Genomic DNA, 24,743 nt, shown 5'->3' with positions numbered 1-24,743 from the left:
GCAGGATCGCGCGCCTGTAGAAGCTACCTGCACGCGGCATTCGAGGTAAAAACGCCCGGCCCGGCATGCGGCGCATGCCGTTGCTCGCCGAAGCCTAACCCGAATGCGCGGCGCCGATCAATCGATGGTCGATGTCAGCGCAACCGTTCCCGTACCCACGCTGCATTGCACGATGCCGTCGCGCAATGCGGCTTCCACGGCGGCATCGATGAACCCGATGAACACCATCACGCCGTCTCCTTCGTGCGGGGCCAACCCTTCGTCTTCCATCGACGAGAACCGGATGCGCCGCGCGGCGACCTGGCACACGCGCGTGGCGACCGTGCCCTGCGCATCGGTCACGCGCACGATGCCCTTCGCGCGCAGGATCGTGCGCGGCAACGCCTTCAGCCACACACGCAGCCGCGCCTTGTCGAGCACGTCCGGCGCGCCGACGGTGACGCTCGCGAACGCCGGCATCGCGTCACGTCCGATCGCGCGGTGCGAACGCGCGAAACCCGACGACATCGCGCCGCGATCGGGCACCGCCGCGTCGAACAGCAGCGCGAGCGGAATCTCGCCATGGCGCGCGGCGACGACGATGTCGGTCGGCGCACACGCGCGCACGTCGTCGAGCACCGCGTCGCGCCGTTCCGGCGCAACGCAGTCGAGCTTGGTCACGACGATCGCGCCCGCGCCGTCGAGCTGGCGCTGCGCCATCGCGCCGACGAGCGTATCGGCGAGCGTGTCGCGCCACGCGAGCGCATCGGCGACAACGAGCACCGACGTCAGCCGAAATGCACCGTTCAGCAGCCCGATCTGCGCGATCTTCGCGGGATCGGCCACGCCGCTCGCTTCGACGAGCAGCAGGTCGGGCCGCACGTCGCGCGTCGCGACGCGTGTCAGTGCATCGACGAGCGCGCCGCCGATCGTGCAGCAGATGCAGCCGTTGTCGAGTTCGATCACGTCGTCGCCGCGCGCCCGCACGAGCCGCGCATCGATGTTCACCGCGCCGAAATCGTTGACGAGCACAGCGATGCGCCGGCCATGCGGGGCCTGCAGGATCGCGTTGACAACCGTCGTCTTGCCCGCGCCGAGATAGCCGCCGATCACCGCGAGGTCGATCGGTGCGCGCGCGGCCGCAGCGGGCAGGACAGCGTCGGCCTGCGTGCTCATCGCGGCGACCGGAACACGCGCCCGCCGAGCACGGTGCCCCACACGGCGAGTTCCTTCAATCGTGCGGGTGCGCAGACCGACGGATCATCGTCGAGCACCGCGAAATCCGCGAACTTGCCGATCTCGATGCTGCCGACGAGATGATCCATCCGCAACGTATAGGCCGCGCCGAGCGTGATCGCATGCAGTGCATCGTCGACCGTCAGTCGCTCGCCTTCGCCGAGCACGCGCCCGGACGCCGTCTCGCGCTGCACCGCGCACCATGCGGTGAACAGCGGATTCAGCGGCGTGATCGGCGCATCCGAATGCAAGGCGAACGGAATGCCGAGCCGCTGTGCCGAGCCGGCCGCATCCATCCGGTTCGCACGATCGGGGCCGATGGTCTGGCTGTAATGCGCGTCACCCCAGTAGTACAGATGATTCGCAAAGAAGTTCACGCACATCCCGAGCGCGCGAACGCGCTTCAACTGCGCGACGTCCGCCATCTGGCAATGCTGCAGCGTATGGCGATGATCGGGACGCGGATGGCGCGCGAGCAGCGTCGCCATCGCGTCGAGCACGACGTCGGTCGCTTCGTCGCCGTTGGTATGCACGTGCAGTTGCAGCCCCGCGCGATGAAACGGCTCGAACACGTCGACGAGCTGGGCGGGCGGAATCAGCCACAGCCCGTTCGGCTGCCCGCCCGCGTAACCGGGCCAGCGCACGCGCGCGGTGAAGCCCTGGATCGAGCCGTCGACGATGAACTTCACCGGCCCGAAATGCAGCTTGTCGGTATTGCGCTCGATCTCCGCCAGCACGCTGTCGGCCAAGCGCGCCGGATTGCGCTGCAGCGCGAACGCCGGCACGATCCGCACCGGGTAATCGGGATCGGCGGTGACCTCGAGCAGCGTGCGGTTGCCGTCGGCCGACAGATCGTTGACGAGATCGGTGGCCGTCGTCACGCCCGCGAGCTGCGCGACGCGCCCGAAGTTCCAGACGGCATGCGGTTTCTCGCTCGCGGAAATCGCGAGCTTGCCGCCGATCGTCTGATACACCGGCAGCATCGCCGCGAACTCCTGCAGCTCGCCGGTCGGGCGGCCGTCGGCATCACGCGTCACGCCGTCGATGTCGGTGTCCTCGTCGATGCCGGCGCGCGCGAGCATCGCGCCGTTCACGTTCATCAGGTGCACGCTCGCATGCAGGATCGCGATCGGCCGCTGCGCTGACACGCGATCGAGTTCGTGCGCGGTCAGCCGCGCGGTGCCGAAGAAGATCGGATCGAAGCCCCACGCGAGCAGCGGCCCGTCGTCGGTCATCGCGCGCTCGGCTTCCGCGAGCCGTTCGAGCACCGCGTCGAGCGAGCGGAGCCCCGGCCACAGCGTGCCGTCGGGGCCGCGCCGGTCGTAGTAGCCGACGTACACGGCGTCCCACATCGCGCCTTCCATCAGGTGGCAATGCCCTTCGACGAGCCCCGGCATCAGCACCTTGTCACGCAGCGTGTCGTCGGTCGTGCACGCGCCGAACCGCGCGTGCCACGTGGCGGCGTCGGCGGCATCGCCGACCGCGAGGATGCGGCCGTCGCGCACGGCGACGTGCGTGGCCGACGGCTGCGCCGGGTTCATCGTCAGGATGCGGCGCGCCGTGAACACCGTCACGGGCGCGGCCGGGGTTGCGGATGCTGGCATGGGATGCGGTTCTCCTTGCGGCGGAACGCCGATGCATCAGGATACGGCGTATTGCTTCACGGGACGGCCATGCAGCATCGCATGCACGGCCGCGACGACGAGCACGTTGACGACGAGACACACGAGGCCGAGATTGATGCCGCCGAAGTCGACATGGAACACGTAGAAGATCATCGCGAGCACCTGGCCGCAGATCATCCCGGCCCCGACGGCGACGGGCCGCACCCGGCGCCCCGCGAGCAGGATCAGCACGCCCGGCAGGAACTGCGTGACGCCGTAGTACGTGGTGTTGATCAGCGTGAGCATCAGGTTCGGCGTGAGCATCGTGGTCGCGATCGACAGCAGCAGGTAGCCGACGATCACGTATTTCGCCGCGCGCTTCTGGCGCGACTCGGGCAGGTTCGGCATCAGGTTGCGCGTGACGATCGGCCCGATCGCGAGGCAGATGCCGGCCAGCACGAGCAGCCCCGACAACGCGGCGCCGGCCGCGACGAGGCCGATCAGCCAGCCGGGCAGCAGGTGCGTGACGGCGGCGAAGAACGCGTCGTTCGGCGACGCGAGCGTCAGGTTCGCGGTGATCGCGTAGTACGACGCGATCACGAGGAACGGATACATCAGCATGTACAGCGGCATCACGACCTGCGTGCGCCGGATCGCGTCCGGCCCGCGCGCGGTGAAGAAATTCTGCGCGGCGAACGGCATCAGGTAGAAGCCGAGCGACTGGAACAGCATCGTGCTCATCGAGAAGCGCAGCTGCGATCCGCTCATCGTGTTGCTGACCTGCCGGCTCGCGGCGTCGAACACCGGATGCACGCCGCCCACCTGCCACGCGACGGCCACGCCCGTCACGACGATCGCGAGCAGCATCAGGATGTCCTTCAGGATCGCGATGTACGCCGACGCGCGCACGCCGGAGATCGCGATATAGGTGAACGCGAGCGCCGCGCACACGAGGATCAGGTACAGCGGCTCGACGTGCCAGCCGAGCCCCTTGAGCGCCGCGACGAGCCCGGTGAACTGCAGCTGCCCCCACGGGATCAGGAACAGGATCGATGCGCACGCAACGACCAGCTCGAGCCCGCGGCTGCGGTAATGGCCCTTGAACAGGTCGGGCAGCGTGATCGCGTTGTGACGCTTGCCGGCCTCCCAGATCTTCGGGCCGACGAAATAGCCGATCGGGTAGGCGAGCAGGATGTAGCCGAGGAACCACACGCCGTAGGTCGGCCCTTTCGCGTAGATGCCGCCGGGGAAGCCGACCATCGTGCCGATGCTGTAGATCTCGCCGGCGGTCAGGAAGAACACGAGCGCCGTGCCGAACTGGCGCGACGCGACGAAGAAGTCATGCACGCTCTGCTTGCCGCGGCCACGGCCGGATCGAATGGCGAGATAGAGCGACAGCGCGATCAGCGCGGCGAAGACGACCGTGGACATGCGCACCTCTGCGAAGGAAAGGAATGCGTAGGGTTCGCCGGAAAGCGCGGGCGGCCGGCGGTCCGCGGGAAACGGATGCGTGCGCTAGGCGGCGCCGCTCGCGCGGCGGTCGAACAGCATCCAGCACGCGAACAGGCAGCCGGACGTCAGCACGAACCACGCGAAGATCCACATGAAGATGAACGGCACGCCCAGCACGTAGCGATCCTGCGCGGCCGCCCAGGGCAGCACGCCGATCACGCCGAGATACGGAATACCGATGCCGATCAGGTACCTGAGCATGCGTGTCTCCTCGAAAGCGGGTTCGTGCGAAAGGGGCCTACGCGGCGGCGACCGATGTCGCGTGGTCGACATCCACCGTCGAATCCAGTATTCGAAGACAAAAAGGCGCGGGATAGTGCCAGATGCGGGCAATCGCTTGGGCCAGTGGTCCACTACCCGGCGCGGTCCGGCGCTGCCCGGTCAACGCGGCAACGATCGAAGCGGTGACGCGACGTCTCTCCGCCTCGGACGACGCTTGCCGGCACGCCCCGGGCCGGCGTCAGCCGTCGACCGGCGCCAGCTCGTAACTCGTGCTCCGGCCGCCGGACGACGAGCGGCGCAGCATGCCGTGCTCGACGAGTTCGGTGATGTCCCGCAGCGCGGTGTCTTGCGAGCACTTCGCGAGCGCCGCCCACTTGGTGGAAGTCAGCTTCCCCTCGAAGCCGTCGAGCAGGCGATTCATGACCTTGACCTGGCGTGCGTTCATCGCGAAACCGGCACAGCGTTGCCAGAAGCGTGCTTTCACCAGCACCGCGTCGAGCGTCGTGTGCGCGTGATCGATGGCCCTGCCGAGCGCGGTCAGGAACCACGCGAGCCATTCCGTGACGTCGAGCGAGCCGCGCTGCGTCCGCTCCAGCACGTCGTAATACGCGTTGCGCTCGCGCTGGATTTGCGCCGACAGGCTGTAGAAGCGCTGCGGGCTGCGATCGGCGCGCGCGAGGACCAGATCCCCGAGCGCGCGCGCAATCCGGCCGTTGCCGTCGTCGAACGGATGGAGTGTGACGAACCACAGGTGGGCGAGGCCGGCGCGGATCAGCAAGGGCTCGACCGGCTCGGCATTGAGCCACGCCAGAAAGCGCGCGGTCTCGCCGGCGAGGCGCGCGGCGGGCGGCGCCTCGAAATGCACGCGCTGCCGGCCGATCGGACCGGACACGACCTGCATCGGCCCGGTGGCGTCGGTGCGCCAGCCGCCGACCGTGATCCGCGACATCCCCGAGTAGCCGGTCGGGAACAGCGCCGCATGCCACCCGAACAGACGGGTATCCGTGACCGGCGCCGCCGAGTGGGTCGTCGCGTCCAGCACCATGTCGACCACGCCCTCGACGTGACGATCGACCGGCGCCAGCGCGCCGATATCGACGCCGAGCCGGCGCGCGATCGACGACCGCACCGACGCCACGTTCAGGCTTTCGCCCTCGATGGCGCTGGTCTTGACGACGTCTTCCGTCAGCGCGGCCAGGCTGGCTTCGTCGCGCAACGCCAGGCCGACATCCGCCAGCCGCCCGGCCAGCATGCCTTGCGCACGGCTGACGTCGGCGAGTGGCGTCGCCAGTGCAGGGAGGTCGAAGCGCCACGTAGGCCAGTCGGCCGACTCCCAGATGTAGGTGCAATCTCCGCTCATGATGCGGAGATTATCCCACCGATTCACCGCATGACTCAATATTCTCCGCACATTCTGCGGAGAATAGCACCCTCATTCCCCGCAACCCTGCCCGTTACCGCGCCCGGCCGGCTCCGCCCTTCCCCGCCGGCGCAGCCTCGCCGAGCCGTTCCGCGAGAAACCCGATGAACGTGCGCAGCGTGACGAACCCTTCCCGATGCTGCGGAAACACCGCATTGAGCGTGATCGGCGACGGCGCATACGCGTCGAGCACCGGCACGAGCGCGCCACTGTCGAGCGCGCCGCCGACGATGAAATCCGGCAGCAGCGCGATGCCGAGCCCCGCGATCGCCGCGTCGCGCACCACCTCGCCGTTGTTCGCGACCAGCGGCCCCTGCACGTCGAACGTGCGCGCTGCGCCGTCGACGCGGAATTCCCAGCCGATGCGCCGCTCGCGCCCGTACAGCACGCACGTATGGCCGGCGAGATCGGCCGGCGTCTGCGGCGTGCCCTGCCGCTTCAGGTAGGCGGGGCTCGCGCACGCAACCATCCGCCATGCGCCGAGCGGGCGCGCGATCAGCGTCGAATCCTCGAGCGAGCCGATCCGCAGCACGAGATCGAAGCCCTCGCCGATCAGGTCGACGCGCCGGTCGGTCAGGTCGAGGTTCAGGCGCACGGCCGGGTGCGCGGACAGGAATTCGGCGATCAGCGGCGATACGTGCGTGATCCCGAACGACAGCGGCGCGCTGATTTTCAGCGACCCGTGCAGCTCGGTGCTGCGCACCGACATCGCCTGCTCGGCATCGGCGATCTCCGCGAGGATCCGCTGCGCGCGCGCATAGAACTCCTGCCCCGATTCGGTCACCGCGAGATTGCGTGTGTTCCGGTGCAACAGCCGCACACCGAGCGACGCCTCCAGCGCCATCGTGCGCCGGCTGACGAACTGCTTGGACAGCATCAGCTGGTCGGCCGCCGCCGTAAAGCTGCCCGCATCGACCGTCGCGACGAAGATCCTGAGATCGTTGAGTTCCATATTGTCCACTCCATAGCGACAGTCATTATCGCCACAGCCATTTATTTGTCAAATCGATTGACCTAAGATTCATCTCAACGAACGGCCGGGCTCACTTCCGAGGTCCGGCGTCTTGAGGAACAAAAATCATGATCGAAACCCGTGCAGCAAACCAACGTGGCCGTGCGGAGCATGGCTGGCTCAGCTCCCGTCATACGTTTTCGTTCGCGAATTACTACGATCCGAAGCAAGTCGGCTTCTCCGACCTGCTGGTGATCAACGACGACCGCGTCGCCCCGGGCCGCGGCTTCGGCACGCACCCGCACCGCGACATGGAAATCCTGTCGTACGTGCTCGACGGCGCGCTGGAACACAAGGACTCGATGGGCACCGGTTCGGTGATCGTGCCGGGCGACGTGCAGCTGATGAGCGCCGGCACCGGCGTGCGTCACAGCGAGTTCAACCACTCGCCGGAACTGCCGGTCCACTTCCTGCAGATCTGGGTCGGGCCGGCCGAAAAGGGTGCCGAGCCGCGTTATCAGCAGACGAACGTCACGGCCGACGACAAGCGCGGCAAGCTCGCCCTCGTCGTCTCGCCGAACGGCGACGCCGGTTCGCTGAAGATCCGGCAGGACACGCGGATCTACGCGGGCCTGTTCGACGGCGATGAACGCGCGACGCTGGAACTGGCGCCGAACCGCTTTGCTTACGTGCACGTGGCACGCGGCAGCGTGACGGTCAACGGCGTGGCGCTCGGCGAAGGCGACGGCGTGCGCATCCGCGACGAACAGGCGCTGACGTTCGCCGACGGGAAGGATGCCGAAGTGCTGGTGTTCGACCTGCGTCCGGTCGAAGTAACGGCCGAGTGGGCATGACGCCCGTTCGGGAAACCGGGCCCCGCTGAACGCGGGGCCCTTTTAATCGGAGATTCGCAACATGGCCAAGGTTCTCGTTCTTTACTACTCGTCCTACGGGCACGTCGAAACGATGGCGCAGCACGTCGCGGAGGGTGCGAAATCGGTGCCCGGCGTCGAGGTCACGCTCAAGCGCGTGCCGGAAACGATTCCCGTCGACCAGGCCCGCGCGATCGGCGTGAAGGTCGACCAGGCCGCGCCGGTCGCGACGGTGGACGAACTCGCCGACTACGATGCGATCATCTTCGGCACGCCGACCCGCTTCGGCAACATGGCCGGCCAGATGCGCACGTTCCTCGACCAGACCGGCGGCCTGTGGATGAAGGGCGCGCTCGTCGGCAAGATCGGCAGCGTGTTCGCGTCGACCGGCACGCAGCACGGCGGCCAGGAAACGACGATCACGTCGTTCCACACGACGCTGCTGCATCAAGGGATGGTGATCGTGGGTGTGCCGTACGCATGCAGCGGCCTCGTCAACATGAACGAAATCACCGGCGGCACGCCGTACGGCGCGACCACGCTCGCGGGCGCGGACGGCAGCCGCCAGCCGAGCGCGAACGAGCTCGACATCGCGCGCTACCAGGGCAAGCACGTCGCGGAAATCGCGAGCAAGCTCGCGTCGTAACGCGGCGGCCCGGCCGTTCGGGCAGCCCCGCACATGCGCGAACGGCGCCGGTCGATCCGGCGCCGTTCGCACTGTGCCCGGGTTCCGGCCGTTACTGGCCCGATGCCGGGGCGGCCGGCGCTGCCTTCGTCGCGGGCGCCTTCTGCGCGGCGTTCTGCGGATAGTTGCTCTGGTCGTTGGTCAACCGGTAGCCGCTGCCCGTGCCGATCGCCTTCAGGTCCGACGCATGCCGCGCCCGGGCGGCCTTGCGGGCCGCCTTCTTCTGCGCCTTGTCGAGCTGCTTCTGCGTCGGCGCGGACGCCGGATCCTGCGCGTATGCCGCCGGCGCGGCGGCCAACAGCAGACCGAACGACGCCGTTACTGCTACTGCCACCGATACCACGCGAGACTGCTTCATGGCCGGATCTCCTTGTCGATTGTTGATAATGGGTCGAACACCGGCGCGCACACGACCGCTTGCGACATCGGCGCCGTTGCAACGTTAGCCGATCAGTATTCGGTTGTCCCTGTGCGTTCCTGAATTCTCCTGATAACGGCCACGATACATGCGCACGGCATGCGCCGCCGTTTCGGCGCCGCGCCGGCGCCATCAGGGAAACCGATAACCCGGCCGCGCCCGCCCCGGCCGGCGCTCAGATCCAGCGCGACAGCACCGGCAGCAGGATCGGCACGACGAAGGCCGTCAGCACGCCGTTCAGCCCCATCCCGAGCCCGGCGAACGCGCCGGCTTCCTCACTGACCTGGAACGCACGCGCGGTGCCGATCCCGTGCGACGCGACGCCGAGCGCGAAGCCGCGCACGGCCGGTTCGTCGACCCGCAGCGCATTGAGGATCCCGCGTGCGCACACCGCCCCGAAAATCCCGGTCGAGATCACGAGCACGGCGGTGAGCGACGGAATCCCGCCGATTTCGGCCGCGACGGCCATCGCGATCGGCGTCGTCGCCGATTTCGGCGCAAGCGACGCGATCGTCTGGTGCGACGCGCCGAACAGCGCCGCGATGCCGACCGCCGACACGATCGCGGTCAGCGAACCCGCGAGCAGGCCGACCAGCAGCGGCACCGCCGCGCGGCGCAGTTTCGACCACTGGCGGTACAGCGGCAGCGCGAGCGCGACGGTCGCGGGGCCGAGCAGGAAGTGGACGAACTGCGCGCCTTCGAAATACGTCGGATACGGCGTGTGGGTGACCGTCAGCAGCACGACGATCAGCGCGACCGCGATCAGCACCGGGTTCGCGAGCGGGTTGAAGCGCGCCCGCGCATAGATGGCCTGCGCGAGCAGATAGGCGATCAGCGTGATGGTCAAGCCCAGCAGCGGGGTCGCGGCGAGATAGACCCAGATCGCGCCGAGTGTCGGGAAGGCCGTCATTGCGTGCCCTCCGCCGCACCGCCCGCGCGCCGCTGGCGGCGCAGCAGCGCGCGCGTGACGAGCGCGGTCACCGCGATCGCGAGCGTGGTGCTCACCGCCAGCGCGAAGACGACCGCGACCGCATCGCCGCGCACGCGATCGGCCGACACCATGATGCCGACGCCGGCCGGCACGAACAGCAGCGACAGATGGCGCAGCAGCTCGAGCGCGGTGGGCTCGATCGCGTCGGCCACCTGCGGGCGCAGCATCACGAAGCCGAACAGCAGCAGCATGCCGATCACCGGGCCCGGCACCGGCAGGCCGAACAGGTAGGACACGCCTTCCCCGAGACACTGGAAGGTCAGCAAGACCGCGAACGCCTGCAGCATGAACCGCTTCTCCCGAACGGGGCCGCGCTGCCGGGCGGCCGCGCGACCGATGGCCGGCGGCTTGCGGCGCCGGCGTGAACGATACGCGCGATCGTACCAACAATGCCGGCGGCACGGGTGCGATCGTGCGCTGGCGCGAACGCCATTCAATCGTTTCAACCGTTTTGCCCGACCCACTGCCGGGCATGCACGAAACGCGCACACGCAAAAACGGCGGGCAACGTGCCCGCCGTCCTGTTGTTCCGATTCGAACGACCGTCGATCGCGTTACTTCAACCGCGTCGCGATTTCATTGGCCATCGCCTTCGTCGCGGCCTTCGTCGGCGCATCGTCGGCCAGCGCGTTCAGCAGGCCGAAGTCATGGATCGTGCCGTCGTAGCGCGTGGTCGTCGCGTCCACGCCGGCGGCGTCGAGCTTGCGGCCGTATGCCTCGCCTTCGTCACGCAGCACGTCGAACTGCGCGACCTGGATCAGCGCGGGCGGCAGCCCCTTCAACTGCGCGAGGCTCGCACGCAGCGGCGACGCGTAGATTTCGTTGCGTTGCGCTTCGTTCTTCGTATAGGCGTCCCAGAACCACTTCATCATCGGCCGCGTCAGGAAGTGGCCCTGCTGGTACGCGTTGTACGAACCCGTGTTGAAGTTGTGGTCCGTCACCGGCCACATCAGCCCCTGGAAGCGGATCGCGGGGCCGCCCTTGTCCTTCGCCATCAGCGCGACGACAGCCGACATGTTCCCGCCGACGCTGTTGCCGACCACCGCGAGGCGGCTGCCGTCGACGCCGATCTCCGCGCCGTGCGCGGCCACCCATTTCGTCGCCGCATACGCCTGATTGATCGCGACCGGGTAACGCGCTTCCGGCGACGGCGTGTAGTTCACGAACACCGCGACGGCGCCCGATTGCACGACGAGATCGCGCACGAGGCGTTCATGCGTCGGGAAATCGCCGAGCACCCAGCCGCCGCCGTGGATGAACACGAAGACCGGCGGCGTGCCCGTCACGCCTTGCGGACGCACGATCGTGACCGGCACCGACAGGCCGTCCTGCTCGATCGTACGATTGGACACGTCGATGCCGGACAGGTCGACCTTCACGCCGTTCTGCGCGTCGACCAGCACCTGGCGCGCCTTCGCGGGGCTCAGCGTTTCGAGGCCCGGGCCCTTCTGGCCGTTCAGCGCGGCGAGGAACGCGCTCGTCTTCGCATCGGGACCGACGGCATCGGCGCCCGCGGCGAACGCGGCAGGTGCGGTGGACAGTGCGGCTGCCACGGCGGCGGCGATCAGCAGCGGCTTGACGATCTTCATGGTGCAACTCCTTGGTCGAATCTTTGAATGGCGATGGATTGTTGGCAGTGCGATTGATCAGACGAGCGTGAGCGTGACGTCGATGTTGCCGCGCGTCGCGTTCGAGTACGGGCAGACGACGTGCGCGCGGTCGATCAGCGTTTGCGCGACATCGCGATCGAGGCCCGGCAGCGAGATCTTCAGTTCGACTTCGATGCCGAAGCCGTTCGGGATCGCGCCGATGCCGACGCTGCCTTCAATCGCGGCGTCCGCGGGATCGCGATCTTGTCGCGCGCCGCGACGAACTTCATCGCGCCGATGAAGCACGCGCTGTAGCCGGCGGCGAACAGTTGCTCGGGGTTCGCGCCCGCACCGCCCGCGCCGCCGAGCTCGCGCGGCGTGGTCAGCTTCAGGTCGAGGCCGCTTTCGGGCACCGTCGCACGGCCGTCACGGCCGCCGGTGGCTTTTGCATGGGCGCGGTACAGCACTTTTTCGATCGACATGACAGACTCCTTTTTCAGCAAATGAATGAAACAGCCTTCGAACCGGGGAGCGCGTGCCGGCGGTTTCTTCGCCGGCCTCGCGTTTATTTATCTACTCATAGATAGATAAACATTCCCAAAAAATGCAGAGGATCGATTCCTCTGCACCAATCATCTATCTACTACATGATAGATAACAAGATTCAATAAAAAGGCGGCGAACCGCCCCACCGCTCGCGCGCCGCCCGTCAGGACCGCGCTTTCCAGACGGCCTCGACATCCTCGAGACGCGCCCGCGTATGAAACAACCGACTGGCCAGCACGCTGCCCTGGAACGCCGCGTACAGCGTGCGCGCGGCCGTGTCCGGCTCGCCGCTGAACTGCAGCGTGCCTTCCTTCGCGCCTTGCGCCAGCAATTCCGCGAGCCAGCGCTCGTTGGCCGTGAAGAACGCCTGCACCGCCTGCCGCACGTTCTCCGGCAGCGTTTCGATGTCGGACGCGAGCATCCCGCACAGGCAGATCAGGTTTCCGTCGCCCAGCGTGCGGCCGAACATCTTCGTGTACAGGCTCAGCTTCACGTCGGCCGGCAGCGCCGGATCGATCGCCCGCACGGCCGCGAGGACTTCGTCGCTGTAGGCCGCCACCGCTTCCAGCACCAGATCGTCCTTCGACGGGAAGTAGTAGTGGATGCTCGACGTCTTCACGCCCACCAGGTCGGACAGGTCTCGATAGCTGAAGCCGTTGTAACCGCGCTGCATCATCAGCGTGATCGCGTGGTCGAGAATCTGTTCGCGGACGGTCGGTTTCGTTTCCATGGATCGAACTTTATCTACTCATAGATAGATAGTCAAGGGGTTTTTTAGAAATATTGTCAGAATGCTGACGAGACTTGAACTCTGGCCGCGCGCTGTCGAGGAGATCCTCCAGAACCCCATCGGCCCATCTTTAATCTCGGCCTTCGCGCCCGCCGACGCGCCTCGAAGTCGATCCACCTCGGTGATTCAATCGTCACTGACGCGATCTCGAGACAGGTGAACCGTTCCGGTGTTGGTCTATTTTTCCCCGCGCGTGCTTGCCAAACACATGACAGTTCGCCGGCCCGAATGAACTAGGAACGCAATCACCCACACAACCGCGTGGTCGCCGGCAAAGCAGCACCCACACCTGTTTCACACGCGCGAATGGAAACCACGCAGCTCATATACGCACGGCCTCGCCAGCCATCATCCCGATCTACGTCCAACAGCACTGGAAATCGCGGCCGACTCAAAGCAACGGTCGAAGCCGACGCCTGACGCCCGTCCATGTGGCGCCTGCCACGTGAGTGGTCCATTGTGATCCCGCAGGCGAAAGGAGTGCCGTAAACCTTCCCGACGAACGGTTAGTTGTGCGCCATTCCGTGCCCGCTGCGGCAACGACATCCGCCCAACGATGGACTTCAGCGTTACCCGATGCGCCTCCATTTCTCCACACAAACTACCAATTACACCCCATGCCCTCAGTACGTTGGGCATTTACATCAAAATCGAAATCAAGCTTCCTTTTTGTCTTGCTATTTTTGTACGTCATAGAATTTATGCTCCCTCCTTGACTGGACATCTCATACTCACCACCAATAGAGCCATTCAAAACTTCCGCCCATTTTCTCGAAATTTCGGCCGGACGCCCCTTTTCGACCTCATCGATATTATTGTTCAACAAAACCAAAGGTATCGATTTGCTTGATCTTTCGTATCTAACGACCGCACCCGACCAATTGATCGAATCATCGAAATACGTTCTCAACTCAAAGCGAGTCGACTTCCCGTCAGTCGAAACGAAGCAGTAGTCTTCAACCCGCACCTCACAATGAGCCGATGCCGAGAAAACAAGAATCATCAATGCCACGATCTTCTTCATTACCGCTCCATCATCAAGGTTTCTGTCTGGCCAGAGGCGCCTGCATCGTATGCGTCGCCTTATAAAATATCATTACGTCCTTCGGTGGATTTCCGTGCTTCACAATATTCCCTTGAGCATCGCGCTTTGGCTCCCTATCACTACTTCGACGCCATTCGAATACAATCTGAACGGATTCGGCGTCAAAGACGTCATCCAGGAGAATTTTTCTCAGATAAAGTACTGACTGAAGTCGCACATCAAGGCCATTTAAATTTTCAATCGCTACGTATCCATTCACATCTTTACTCACAACAATGGCATCACTTTGATTGCAACCAGCGTCCATATGCCCGAGCATTCCAGATTTATTTGCGATATAAAAACAAGAACTATCAACGCAATTCTCTGAATTTCGATGCCCCTTATTATCCTTCGCGATCAACTCATCCGGATCCCACCCCAAATCCTTATATAAATTTGGCACATTTCCATTTTGAAATTTTCTAAACTTCCCATATGGCAAGTAATTACTAAGATGAGTCAACTGAATCAAACCCCGCCCCCAATATGGAGCATAATCTGCATGGTCGGCCCCACCCTCGACAACGAGAGTCAAACTAGCCGTTTCCGGTATTACGTGAGCCAGAAAATGGAGCAGCCTCAATTTTCCATTATCAAGGCCATATTTCCTGGTGCCACGATTGAATGCACCGGCCCAGTCCTTCGCATGCGAATATGCAGTACTCCAGGCAACAGATTCCGTAACAAAATTCGTATGCTTCAGACGCAAATGGGTTCTAGGAAAGCACTGCGCCAACTCCTCTGCTTGCATCCACCCACACTTCCTGAAGTGCCGAATAAACTGAAGTGGATGAAAAAACCAGAGCTCACCGGACGGCAATCCCGTTTTATCCCAAAATTGAAATTTTTTAAGCAGATCCAGAAAATCCGTATAGCCCGTTCCCGTCGGATTTAATTCTTTTTGTTGTCCATAAAATCCACCCGGAGCATTTAGAGCTGCATATCGCTTATCGTTCTGACTGCTGTCCCACTCCGTCGGCGCGTGGCACACAAACCCTTTGAGAACCGCCCTCAGAACATCATTGCTCTTAATATATTCACTGAGAAAATCCTCGTCCTCAGGCTCTTCAGGGAGCCAGGTTGCCGCCGCAACATCATTAACAATCTTCCTTAGCTCATCGACATCACACATTCCATCATTGTCATACGGCATATTGTTATCGCTTTTACTAACCTTCTTCCATCCCATAAAAAATGGGAAATCCGCATCCGATAACTTGACAATGGAGTCTGAATTAACGTCGATGTACCCTTCCTGCCCGGATGCAAATGTTACTCGCATCCACGTAGCACGTGCAGCACCGGTTGCCAGTGTTGGCTGCGATGAAAGAATTCGTCCAAAACGGAGCAACTCGTAGCCATCGCTCGGGCAGTCCGGATACAAAACCCTTGCGCGATTTACCAAATCATACTCATACCCTGATTCTTGAACAGGTTTTTGAGTAAGTAGAGTTCTTGTCCCATCTTGAGCCACGCTCCACACATTCGTGAACTTGTCGCCTTTATGGAAATACACTTCCACATGCAAGGTACACTGGGAGTTCTTCCCCTCCTGCAGAACTGCATATTTCACGTCTTTGAGCCCCTCTTTACTGGGCGCAGCGATCTTTCCTTTTGAATCCGAGTTTGGTGGTTTATCCATAAACGCCTGCTCAGGCGGAATAATATAATACACATGCCCCCAACAATCGGAACCGGCTGGTGTTTTTGGCTGCAGTTTATCAAGCTGCGTTCCTCCGAAATATGCATCAAAATCATCTGGAAGCATGAATATTTCAAAGTGAAGATGGTTTTGCCCATGACAGCGCCCAGCCAACCCGAGTGAATCTTTTCGATATATCTTCCTGCCGTTTCCCGATTGAGCCGGCGGCGGCGTTACTGGAAGCATTTCCACCTCACCCGGCGAAGGAGTTTGCAAAAACTCAGGAAACCCATCCAGACTAACGCCTAGTTTCTTGTAGCCGTCCAGCTCCAGCAAATGCATATATAGGGAATAGAACGTGATTACCCGACCTTCGCCAGTTTCGGTTTTGTGTTTGAGCAAAACGAAGCCTGCATTACTGTCAGGTTTGCCGCTCCCACCATCGATGGCTTTTTGGCACACTCTATACGCGACCACCTCACCATCAGCAATAGCTCGCACTCGTTCATTTTGCGAATCCGGCATCAAATGAACACCGGTATGCCACCGTCGATCGAATGCGATAGGATAAATTCCGTGCGCCAACTCGAAGTTGTCAATCGCGACCATCATCGAATCAATTTCAAATGCGTCGCCGGATGTCAAGCCTGAAGCAGGCAGAAAGGGAGGGCTAATAATCATCGTTATTATCGCGACAAGTTATAGACGTTCTTGATTTTCAGCTCGCCTTGCGGGAGCGACGGCAATGGGGTCTCAAGACTCGCCGGGCCTTCAAAGGAATGTGATGCCGCTTTAACCGTAAACGTTCCCGGGCACCGTATTTCGACATTTCCATTCTCGAGCGTAATACTCGCACCACCACTCGTAACAACCACTTTTTCCTTCGCGGCGACGAGGATATCTTCGCCGGCACTCGTTACACGAAGTTGTTTCTCTGAAATCAGGTCCATTCCGTCACTTTGTGCCTGTATCTCGACCTTTCCCTTCGCCGCGAACAGTTTCATACCGGCGTTCTGTACGAACAGGCTGATCTTCTCGGCTACGCTTGCGATCAGCGATCTACCAGCTGCAATGTGACTGTTCTGCCCACTAACCAGATTCAAATGCTGATCGGTTGTAATACGTATCGATTTTTCGGATGAGAAGCCGATACCGGACGGACTGCCGAACAACATCAGCGGTTCTTTGAAAGCGCTCGCGCTGCCTGTTCCGCCTCCGGCAGTTCGTCCCCCCGATGATTGTCCGGTCACGGAATGATTGGTTGCCGCCGAATACTGTTTGAGCGTGTCGAGTTGGGCCTGCAAATCTTCGGCATTACGTTGCTTTGCCGCGTCCGATAGCCCTTTAGCGACGTTTTCCGCGCGAGCAAGCTGCTGCTGCGTAAGCGATGCATCAATCGGTTGACTTCCCGCCGATGTCGTATGCGTCGTCACATAGAGGCCGCCATTTGCACGTACCGCACCGTGCGAATCGGTTCTCAAGTCAAAACCCGTTCCCAGATATGCCCCCCGCGTGTTTCCGTTCTGATCGATCTGATAGCCCAGATGAAGCATAGAATTCGCGCTACTGCTAAACAGCCGTAGCCGGTTTTGACCTGTTGCATCGTCGAGAACCATCTCGTTGTAGCCGACTCCCGAGTACTCCTTCGATCGGTAGCCGGACAGGATGCCGTTGCTGTGCCACTGCGGCTGTACGCGCCCGTTATAAACGCGATGTAGAACAATCGGTCTGTCGCAATCTCCGCCGACATAACCTACGAGCACCTCTTCGCCGACTCTCGGAACGTGCACGCTTCCGTAGCCCCCACCGGTATCTGACTGAGCCACGCGTACCCAGCACGACGCACGTTCATCCCCCTGACTCTGCCGGTCCCAGACAAACATGACCTTGACCCGGTTCAGTTCATCCGTATAGACCTCTTCATTTTTCGGGCCGACAACGATCGCTGTCTCAAACTGCATTACCGGCTTTTTGTGCTCGAATGAACTGCGATACGGTACGGTCACACGCTGCGATTCGACTTCAACCAGATAGAAACCAACCGAGCCGTCTTCATGCGTAACCGTGAGCGCGGTTTCTCCTGAAATACCGGCTTTGGCCTTGACCAACTGATTTTGCAGACTATGCGGAAAACTGGCTTCCAGATTGGACAGCGGCAGGTTGTTCTCGATGTACCTGTGCACCTTGATTGCCACGAATTCACGCTGACTGGCCTCATCACGATCATGCTCAGGATGGCCGGTCAGTGTGAAGCGTCGTCCGGCATCAATACCACGAACGCCTCCCACACCAAAGAACCGCTTCGCTCGAGATTCCCATTCTTCCAGGCGAATCTTTGAAAGATGCTCGCCACGATCCTGATCCAGATATGTATAGGCGCCGGTATATTCATACACTTCGGCCTGTTCGGGCAAGCTCCCTTGATCGGCCCGGGTCGGCAGTGTTGTGCCTTTGGGGTTGACGGGGGCAGACGGCGCCTTGTAGTCGAACGTGCACGTCGTATGCAGCGCGCTCTGCAATGTTCGCGAACCCGCCCATTGAGTAAATGCGTCGGCTTCTCCAATTACTCCCGACCGGGAAAATTCGATCCGGTTAGACGACATCTCATCGATCGCATAGATGTCGTCGGTAACGACAAGCATGTGAGTCTTGCCATCTTCGCTGTGTCGCCAGAAACCGAATAGTCCCTCATCCTCCATCAGGCGGTGCACAAAGTTCCAGTCGGTTTCGCTCTGACGGCAGTACGAGCGCGATGGCAACGACCTCGATAACGCAAACCGGTACTGTCCACGCGCCTGGGGATGCGAATCGAATACATCCGCGATGATCCCATCTGCGCTTTTATCCTGCCAGTACCGCATATCACTGCGAAACTTGAGGAAATGCATCCATGATGCAAAGGTCAATTGATAGCTTGACAACCCGCCGTCCGATCCGAGTCTTCGTGCAGTGTGGATGTAGCCGTTGACTGGGAGATATGATCGGTTCGCTTGCTGAATCCACAGCGTCATCGGCCGAGCGATTAGTGTCTTGAGCTCGATGTCGCCCGCCGTGGATACCGCGTCCAGCGTAACGCTGAAATCCCGGCCAAGCTCTGAATGGAGGACAGCCCGACGAGGTATCAATGTATTGACTGGCAGCGACGGAATATCTGTCTTCAGCAAGCGATCGTGCTGGATCAGGCCGCCACGAATCGCTTGAACCAACTCGGTCATATTCATACGCATATCCATCTTGTTATCAATGCGGGCTGCTACATCGGCCCGCTCTCTCATGGAAACAGTCCCGGCTTTGGAGGCTGTGATTCGGTCGGCATTTACAAGCTATAAGAATGCATCCTAGCCCAGGTACCCGCAATATGTCTGACGAGAATTGAAACACAAACCAGTTTCGAGATGGACCTTCCGTCGCAATAATTACATACTCAAAACACACTCCTTTCTTTTTCCTTTCTCTCACCCCTCAGTTTTGGCGATATTGGTGTACGCCACAAACTACAACGAAGTACATTAGGTTCATACCCTCAATATGCTGGGATGGTAAATTCGCGGGCAACTTCGGATTTTCATCACGATCCGAAGTCGAAAACACGCAGTCAGTCGAAGGGTCGAGGGCCCACACACGGAGAAGGTGAAGTAGATGCGCGACAGGTACAGCACCGTCAGCCAATCATTTCCTTGAGCGGCCCGAAATCCAGTGTGCGCCTCCCCTTCCAGCCGGCGGTCGCCCTGACCTTCGTCGAACATCCAACTGGAGCGGCGGTTGACACGAGGCGCCATCCAAGAGCTAACGTCGGAACGCGCTAGTCCTACGATTGCTCCACGAGCGACTGACGGTAATCCACCAAGCGATAGGCATGTCGACGCGACGTAGCGCGCCGGTTGCGATGACGGACGGGCTAGCGCTAAGTCACGTAAATACCTACTGCGGCTTCAACATCCGTTGAATGATCGTCCGCAGCATCGCCCGGTGCGCGCGCGGCTTGAACCCCGGCTCGAACACGACGCGCCCGACCGCCCCTTCCGCGAGCGCGAGCAGCCAGGTCGCGACGAGATCGGGCTTCAGGCTGCCGTCGATCTTCCCTTGCGCGACGCCACGCTTGATCAGCGCGACCATCCGCCCTTTCACCTGCGCCTCGTTCGCCGCGAACAGCGCGGCGACGTCCGGATTGCGCGTCGCCTCCGCCGCGGTCTCCACGCTGATGCGCGCATAGACGGGCTCGCTCGACAATTCCATCAATGCCAGTGCGATCTCCTCGATCGCGGTCAGCGCATCGTCGGCGTCCGCATGCCGTGCGAACAGTTCCGCCATCTCGCACTGGTCCTCCTGCGCGACCGCCTCGATGATCGCCGCCTTCGTCGGGAAATAGTGGAACAGGTTGCCGGGGCTCATGCCGGCCGCCTTGCAAATCGCGGCCGTGGACGTCGCATGGAAGCCGTCGCGCGCAAAACAGTCGATCGCGGCGTCCAGGATCTGGCGCCGCTTCGCTTCCGCTCTTTCAGGGTCGATCTTTCTCAACAGGCACTCCGTGCTAGACGATGACTCGAATCTTTATTAGACTGATTAGTCGATCTATTATCGTGGCGACGTCCTGCAGGCGTCAAGGCATCGTGCCCGTGCCGCCTGCGACCTCCGCTCACACCGCCGCTCCGAGGGCCTCTTGAAACGAATCGCCATTGCCGGCATCGCGCTCGTCCTGCTCCTGCTGGCCGCGGTGGGGGCAATCGCGTTGCGCGGCCTGTCCGATTTCGAGCTGAAGGGCGCGGAGGTGTCGACGCTCGCATTCCGCACCGGTGAAGCCGACCTCGTCGGCACGCTCGCGCTGCCGGCCCACGCGTCCGCTGCGCCGATCGTGCTGCTCGTCCACGGCGACGGGCCACGCACGCGTTTCTCCGACGACGCGATGCTGCCGCTCGTCAACAGCCTGCTCGACGCCGGTATCGGCGTGTTCGCGTGGGACAAGCAGGGCACCGGCCGCAGCGGCGGCGACTGGCTCGCGCAATCGATGCAGGACCGTGCGAACGAAACGATCGCCGCGATGGCGCGCGTGCGCGCCGCCATCGGTCCCGCGCACAAGATCGGCCTGCTTGGCTTCTCGCAAGGCGGCTGGGTGATTCCGCGCGTCGCGAATGCGGTGCGGCCCGCGTTCTCGGTGATCGTCGGCGGCGCCGTCAGCTGGCGCCGGCAAGGCACCTACCTGACGCGACAGCAGCTCCAGGCAACCGGCCTGCAGCCGGATCGAATCGATGCGACACTGGCCGCCGAGCGACGCGCCAACGACGCGATCTTCGGCCAGGCGGACGTGCCGGCCGATCCGCGCCGCCGCCCGGACATCGAGCCGCGCCGCTTCGGCTTCATCGCGCGCAACTACCTGGAAGACGCGTCACAGGCGCTCGCGACGATGCAGGGGCCGGTGCTGGCCGTGTGGGGCGCGCAGGATCGCAATGTCGATCCGGTCGACGAGGCGAACACTTACACGCATGCGTTCGCGAACCGGCCCGACCGGCGCGTGGTGGTCGTGCCCGGTGCGACGCATGCGCTGCTGCGCGCCGGCTGGTTCGACTACCAGCTCGAGTCCGACTGGCCGACGTGGAAGCAGTGGCTGTACACGGTGCTCGGGCGCGATGCCTATGCACCGGGCACGCTCGGGCCGATCGAAGCGTGGATTCGGGCGCAGTGAACACGTGTGCAACACGGCGACGCCTTCGAAGGCGTCGCGCATGAAACGGGCAATAGGGGCCGCGCCGGCCGGCGTGGCCGCATCAAGGAGAGGTTTCAATGTTTTCGTGGTTTGAACGGCGCCTGCCGACTTTCCCGCTCGAAGATCCCGTCACGCCGCCGCGGGGATTCTTCTCGTTCGTCTGGGCGTGCACGAAAGGCGCGCGCAGCTGGATCCTGCTGATCGCGCTGACGTCGGCCGCGCTGGCCGCGTACGAAGCCGCGCTGTTCGCGATGATGGGCCGCGTGGTCGACTGGCTCGCGTCCTCGACGCCGGCCGATTTCGGCGGCCGGCACTTCGGCACGCTCGCCGGGTTCGCGGCGATCCTCGCCGGCAGTGCGCTGCTGATCGCGCTGCATACGATGGTCAAGCACCAGGTGCTCGCGATCAACTTCCCGATGCGGCTGCGCTGGCTGTTTCACCGGCTGATGCTCGACCAGAGCCTGTCGTTCTATGCGAACGAGTTCGCCGGTCGCGTGACGACCAAGATCATGCAGACCGCGCTCGCGGTGCGCGACGCACTGTTCATGTCGGTCGACGTCGTGATTGGCGTCGCCGCGTACCTGATCGGCATCCTCGCGCTCGCGGCCAGCTTCGACTGGCGGCTGATGATCCCGCTCGCGCTGTGGGCGCTCGGCTACGGCCTGGCGTGCGCGTATTTCGTGCCGCGCCTCGGTGCCGTCGGCAGCCGCCAGGCCGATGCGCGCGCGCTGATGACGGGCCGCATCACCGACGCGTATTCGAACATCACGACCGTCAAGCTGTTCTCGCACACGCGGCGCGAAGCCGACCACGCGCGCCGCGCGATGGAGGCGTTCAAGGCGACCGGCGACGCGCAGATGCGGCTCGTCAGCGCGTTCGAGGTCGTCAATCACCTGCTGTCGACGCTGCTGCTGGTCGGCTCGACCGGCCTCGCGCTGGTTCTGTGGATGCACGGCGAGGCGAGTGCGGGCGTGGTCGCCGCCGTGATCGCGATGGCGCTGCGCCTGTCGAGCTACTCGCACTGGATCATGTGGGAAATGACCGAGCTGTTCGAGAACGTCGGCACGATCCAGGACGGCATCAACACGCTGACGAAGGTGCACAGCGTGGTCGACGCGCCCGACGCAAAGCCGCTCACGGTGCAGCGCGGCGAGATCGTGTTCGACAACGTGCAGTTCGCGCACGAGGACAACGATCGCGCGGTATTCGACGGGCTGAACCTGACGATCCGGCCCGGCGAGCGGATCGGCCTGATCGGCCGCTCGGGTGCCGGCAAGTCGACGCTCGTGAACCTGCTGCTGCGCTTCTACGACGTGGGCGGCGGCACGATCCGGATCGACGGGCAGGACATCGCGCACGTGACGCAGGACAGCCTGCGCGGCGCGATCGGGATGGTCACGCAGGATACGTCGCTGCTGCACCGGACGATGCGCGAGAACCTGCTGTACGGTCGCCCCGACGCGACCGAGCGCGAGATGCACGACGCAGCCGTGCGCGCGGAAGCGTCCGAGTTCATCGAGCGACTGCGCGACCGCCATGGGCGCAGCGGCTACGACGTCGAAGTCGGCGAGCGCGGCGTGAAGCTGTCGGGCGGCCAGCGGCAGCGCGTCGCGATCGCGCGCGTGATGCTCAAGGACGCGCCGATCCTCGTGCTCGACGAGGCGACCAGCGCGCTCGATTCCGAGGTCGAAGTCGCGATCCAGCGCAGCCTCGACGATCTGATGAGCGGCAAGACGGTGATCGCGATCGCGCACCGGCTGTCGACGATCGCGGCGATGGACCGGCTGATCGTGCTCGACGAAGGGCGCATCGTCGAGGAAGGTACGCACCAGCAACTGCTGCAGGCGGGTGGTATTTACGCGGCGCTGTGGGCGCACCAGAGCGGCGGGTTCCTCGGGGAGACGGCGGACGTGGAGAAGGCGGAGCAGTAACCCACCTGTCCGGATGCGCAAGACGCGCGGCCTCGTTGCCCAGGCCGCGCGTCGCCCATGGCATTACAACCGCACGATCGTCGACTTCAGCTCGGTGTACTTGTCGAGCGCATGCAGCGATTTGTCACGACCGTTGCCCGACAGCTTGTAACCGCCGAACGGGAAGTTCATGTCGTCGCTGCCGTCGCCGTAGCAGTTGACCCACACGGTGCCCGCGCGCAGACGTCGTGCCACCGCGTGCGCGGTCGAGAGGTCGGCCGACCAGACGGCGGCGGCCAGTCCATACTCCGTGTCATTGGCGATCCGCACGGCCTCGTCGACATCGTCGAACACGATCACCGACAGCACCGGCCCGAAGATCTCCTCGCGGGCGATCTTCGCATCGGGCTTCACCTCGAACACCGTCGGCTCGACATAGAACCCGCCCGTCTCCTCTCGCACGCGCGCGCCGCCCGTGACGAGCTTGCCTTCGTCGCGCCCGGCACCGATATACCCCATCACGCGCTCGAGCTGTGTGCGGTCGACGATCGCCCCCATCGTCACCGACGGATCGAGCGGGTGCCCGGGCGCGAAGCGCCGCGACGCGTCGACCAGCTTCGCGACGAATGCGTCCTTGATGTCGCGATGTACGAGCAGGCGCGAGCCGGCCGTACACACTTCGCCCATGTTGAAGAAGATCGCGTCGGCGGCCGCCTGCGCGGCGCGGTCGAGATCGGGGCAATCGCGCAGCACGATGTTCGGCGACTTGCCGCCGAGTTCGAGCCACACGCGCTTCAGATTCGATTGCGCAGCGCACGCCATGATCTGCTGCCCCGTACGCGTCGACCCTGTGAACGCGATGCAGTCGACGTCGCGATGCAGCGCGAGCGCCCTGCCCGGCTCCACGCCGCCCGGCACCACGCTGAACACGCCGGGCGGCATGCCCGCGTCGCACGCGAGCTGCGCGACGCGGATCGCGCTGAGCGGCGATTTCTCGGACGGCTTGAGCACGACGCTGTTGCCGGCCGCGAGCGCCGGCGCGAGTTTCCATGCGGCCATCAGCAGCGGGAAATTCCACGGCACGACGGCCGCAACGACGCCGATCGGCTCGCGCGTGACGAGCCCGACCAGATGATGGTCCACCGGCGCGACTTCGCCGCCGACCTTGTCGATCGCTTCCGCATACCAGTCGACGCAATGCGCGGCGGCCGGCACGTCGATCGCCGTGGTATCGGCGATCGGCTTGCCGGTGTCGAGCGTCTCGAGCAGCGCGAGCTCGTCGAGGTGCTCGCGCATCAGCGCGGCCCAGCGCTGCAGCACCGCCTTGCGGGCGCGCGGGTTCATGCCGGCCCAGCTCCGCACGTCGAACGCGCGGCGCGCGGCCGCCACCGCGACGTCGACGTCGTCGGTGCCGCAATCGGCCACGTGCGCGAGCACGCCACCGTCGATCGGGCTCACGCAGGCGAAGGTCGCGCCGGTTTGCGCGTGGCGCGCCTCGCCGTCGATGAACGCGCGCCCTTCGATCCGCAGCACGGCCGCGCGGGCTTGCCAATCTTCGAATGTCGATTGATTCATGTGTTTCCTCGT

The 24,743-nt window shown here is 63.3% G+C and carries 20 protein-coding genes and 1 pseudogene; 4 read left to right on the top strand and 17 right to left on the bottom strand.

What is annotated here, in order from left to right:
• Positions 1-117: 117 nt before the first annotated feature.
• From CFB82_RS34040 to CFB82_RS34015, 6 genes are all read right to left on the bottom strand, one after another.
• Positions 118-1,155 (bottom strand): CobW family GTP-binding protein, encoded by a 1,038-nt coding sequence (locus CFB82_RS34040; protein ID WP_089487021.1) that lies wholly within the window; start codon positions 1,153-1,155, stop codon positions 118-120.
• A complete protein-coding gene (locus CFB82_RS34035) occupies positions 1,152-2,819 on the bottom strand; it encodes an amidohydrolase (RefSeq protein WP_089486817.1) in 1,668 nt (555 codons plus the stop codon). Before CFB82_RS34035 ends, CFB82_RS34040 begins: the two co-directional genes overlap by 4 nt.
• 36 nt (positions 2,820-2,855) lie before the next feature.
• Positions 2,856-4,250: a sodium:solute symporter family protein gene (locus CFB82_RS34030; protein WP_089486816.1), complete on the bottom strand. Its 1,395-nt coding sequence runs from the start codon at positions 4,248-4,250 to the stop codon at positions 2,856-2,858.
• Positions 4,251-4,334: 84 nt separating this feature from the next.
• A complete protein-coding gene (locus tag CFB82_RS34025) occupies positions 4,335-4,532 on the bottom strand; it encodes a DUF3311 domain-containing protein (protein WP_085040323.1) in 198 nt (65 codons plus the stop codon).
• 259 nt (positions 4,533-4,791) lie between these two features.
• Positions 4,792-5,913: a Fic family protein gene (locus CFB82_RS34020; RefSeq protein ID WP_089486815.1), complete on the bottom strand. Its 1,122-nt coding sequence runs from the start codon at positions 5,911-5,913 to the stop codon at positions 4,792-4,794.
• Between the two features lie 94 nt (positions 5,914-6,007).
• Positions 6,008-6,925, bottom strand: coding sequence for a LysR family transcriptional regulator (locus tag CFB82_RS34015; RefSeq protein ID WP_089486814.1), 918 nt, complete (start codon positions 6,923-6,925; stop codon positions 6,008-6,010).
• A 128-nt stretch (positions 6,926-7,053) separates the two neighbouring features.
• Between CFB82_RS34015 and CFB82_RS34010 the strand changes: the two genes are divergently transcribed.
• Entirely contained in the window at positions 7,054-7,779 is a 726-nt protein-coding gene (locus tag CFB82_RS34010) for a pirin family protein (RefSeq protein WP_069249852.1), read from the top strand.
• A 61-nt stretch (positions 7,780-7,840) separates the two neighbouring features.
• On the top strand, positions 7,841-8,443 hold the full coding sequence (gene wrbA / locus CFB82_RS34005; RefSeq protein WP_089448958.1) for an NAD(P)H:quinone oxidoreductase: 603 nt from the start codon (positions 7,841-7,843) through the stop codon (positions 8,441-8,443).
• Positions 8,444-8,534: 91 nt separating this feature from the next.
• Here the strand turns inward: wrbA and CFB82_RS34000 are convergent, their stop codons facing one another.
• From CFB82_RS34000 to CFB82_RS33965, 10 genes and pseudogenes are all read right to left on the bottom strand, one after another.
• Entirely contained in the window at positions 8,535-8,840 is a 306-nt protein-coding gene (locus CFB82_RS34000; RefSeq protein WP_089448959.1) for a hypothetical protein, read from the bottom strand.
• A 235-nt stretch (positions 8,841-9,075) separates the two neighbouring features.
• Complete coding sequence (locus CFB82_RS33995) at positions 9,076-9,810, bottom strand: LrgB family protein (RefSeq protein ID WP_089448960.1); 735 nt, start codon at positions 9,808-9,810, stop codon at positions 9,076-9,078.
• On the bottom strand, positions 9,807-10,178 hold the full coding sequence (locus tag CFB82_RS33990; protein WP_089448961.1) for a CidA/LrgA family protein: 372 nt from the start codon (positions 10,176-10,178) through the stop codon (positions 9,807-9,809). The genes CFB82_RS33995 and CFB82_RS33990 overlap by 4 nt, the downstream gene beginning before the upstream one ends.
• 267 nt (positions 10,179-10,445) lie before the next feature.
• Positions 10,446-11,480, bottom strand: a complete 1,035-nt coding sequence (locus CFB82_RS33985; protein ID WP_089448962.1) for an alpha/beta hydrolase — start codon at positions 11,478-11,480, stop codon at positions 10,446-10,448.
• A gap of 57 nt (positions 11,481-11,537) precedes the next feature.
• Positions 11,538-11,962 (bottom strand): annotated as a pseudogene (locus CFB82_RS33980) (organic hydroperoxide resistance protein).
• A 227-nt stretch (positions 11,963-12,189) separates the two neighbouring features.
• Entirely contained in the window at positions 12,190-12,756 is a 567-nt protein-coding gene (locus CFB82_RS33975; RefSeq protein WP_089448963.1) for a TetR/AcrR family transcriptional regulator, read from the bottom strand.
• Between the two features lie 661 nt (positions 12,757-13,417).
• Complete coding sequence (locus CFB82_RS42610) at positions 13,418-13,840, bottom strand: hypothetical protein (RefSeq protein ID WP_143751004.1); 423 nt, start codon at positions 13,838-13,840, stop codon at positions 13,418-13,420.
• A 13-nt stretch (positions 13,841-13,853) separates the two neighbouring features.
• A complete protein-coding gene (locus CFB82_RS42605; RefSeq protein ID WP_143751003.1) occupies positions 13,854-16,226 on the bottom strand; it encodes a hypothetical protein in 2,373 nt (790 codons plus the stop codon).
• 5 nt (positions 16,227-16,231) lie between these two features.
• On the bottom strand, positions 16,232-18,766 hold the full coding sequence (locus CFB82_RS33970) for a type VI secretion system Vgr family protein (RefSeq protein WP_089487020.1): 2,535 nt from the start codon (positions 18,764-18,766) through the stop codon (positions 16,232-16,234).
• Positions 18,767-19,466: 700 nt separating this feature from the next.
• Positions 19,467-20,063, bottom strand: a complete 597-nt coding sequence (locus CFB82_RS33965; protein WP_089486813.1) for a TetR/AcrR family transcriptional regulator — start codon at positions 20,061-20,063, stop codon at positions 19,467-19,469.
• A 142-nt stretch (positions 20,064-20,205) separates the two neighbouring features.
• Between CFB82_RS33965 and CFB82_RS33960 the strand changes: the two genes are divergently transcribed.
• Entirely contained in the window at positions 20,206-21,225 is a 1,020-nt protein-coding gene (locus CFB82_RS33960; protein ID WP_089486812.1) for an alpha/beta hydrolase family protein, read from the top strand.
• Positions 21,226-21,323: 98 nt separating this feature from the next.
• Positions 21,324-23,177 carry an ABC transporter ATP-binding protein gene (locus CFB82_RS33955; protein WP_089486811.1) on the top strand — a complete coding sequence of 618 codons (1,854 nt, stop codon included), beginning with the start codon at positions 21,324-21,326 and terminating at the stop codon, positions 23,175-23,177.
• Between the two features lie 63 nt (positions 23,178-23,240).
• Here the strand turns inward: CFB82_RS33955 and CFB82_RS33950 are convergent, their stop codons facing one another.
• A complete protein-coding gene (locus tag CFB82_RS33950; RefSeq protein WP_089486810.1) occupies positions 23,241-24,731 on the bottom strand; it encodes an aldehyde dehydrogenase in 1,491 nt (496 codons plus the stop codon).
• Between the last annotated feature and the right edge of the window lie 12 nt (positions 24,732-24,743).

Source organism: Burkholderia sp. HI2714 (assembly GCF_002223085.1).
Lineage (GTDB): Bacteria > Pseudomonadota > Gammaproteobacteria > Burkholderiales > Burkholderiaceae > Burkholderia > Burkholderia lata_D.
Note: the sequence above shows the minus strand (reverse complement) of the source record. Positions and strands in the feature narration are given on the sequence as shown.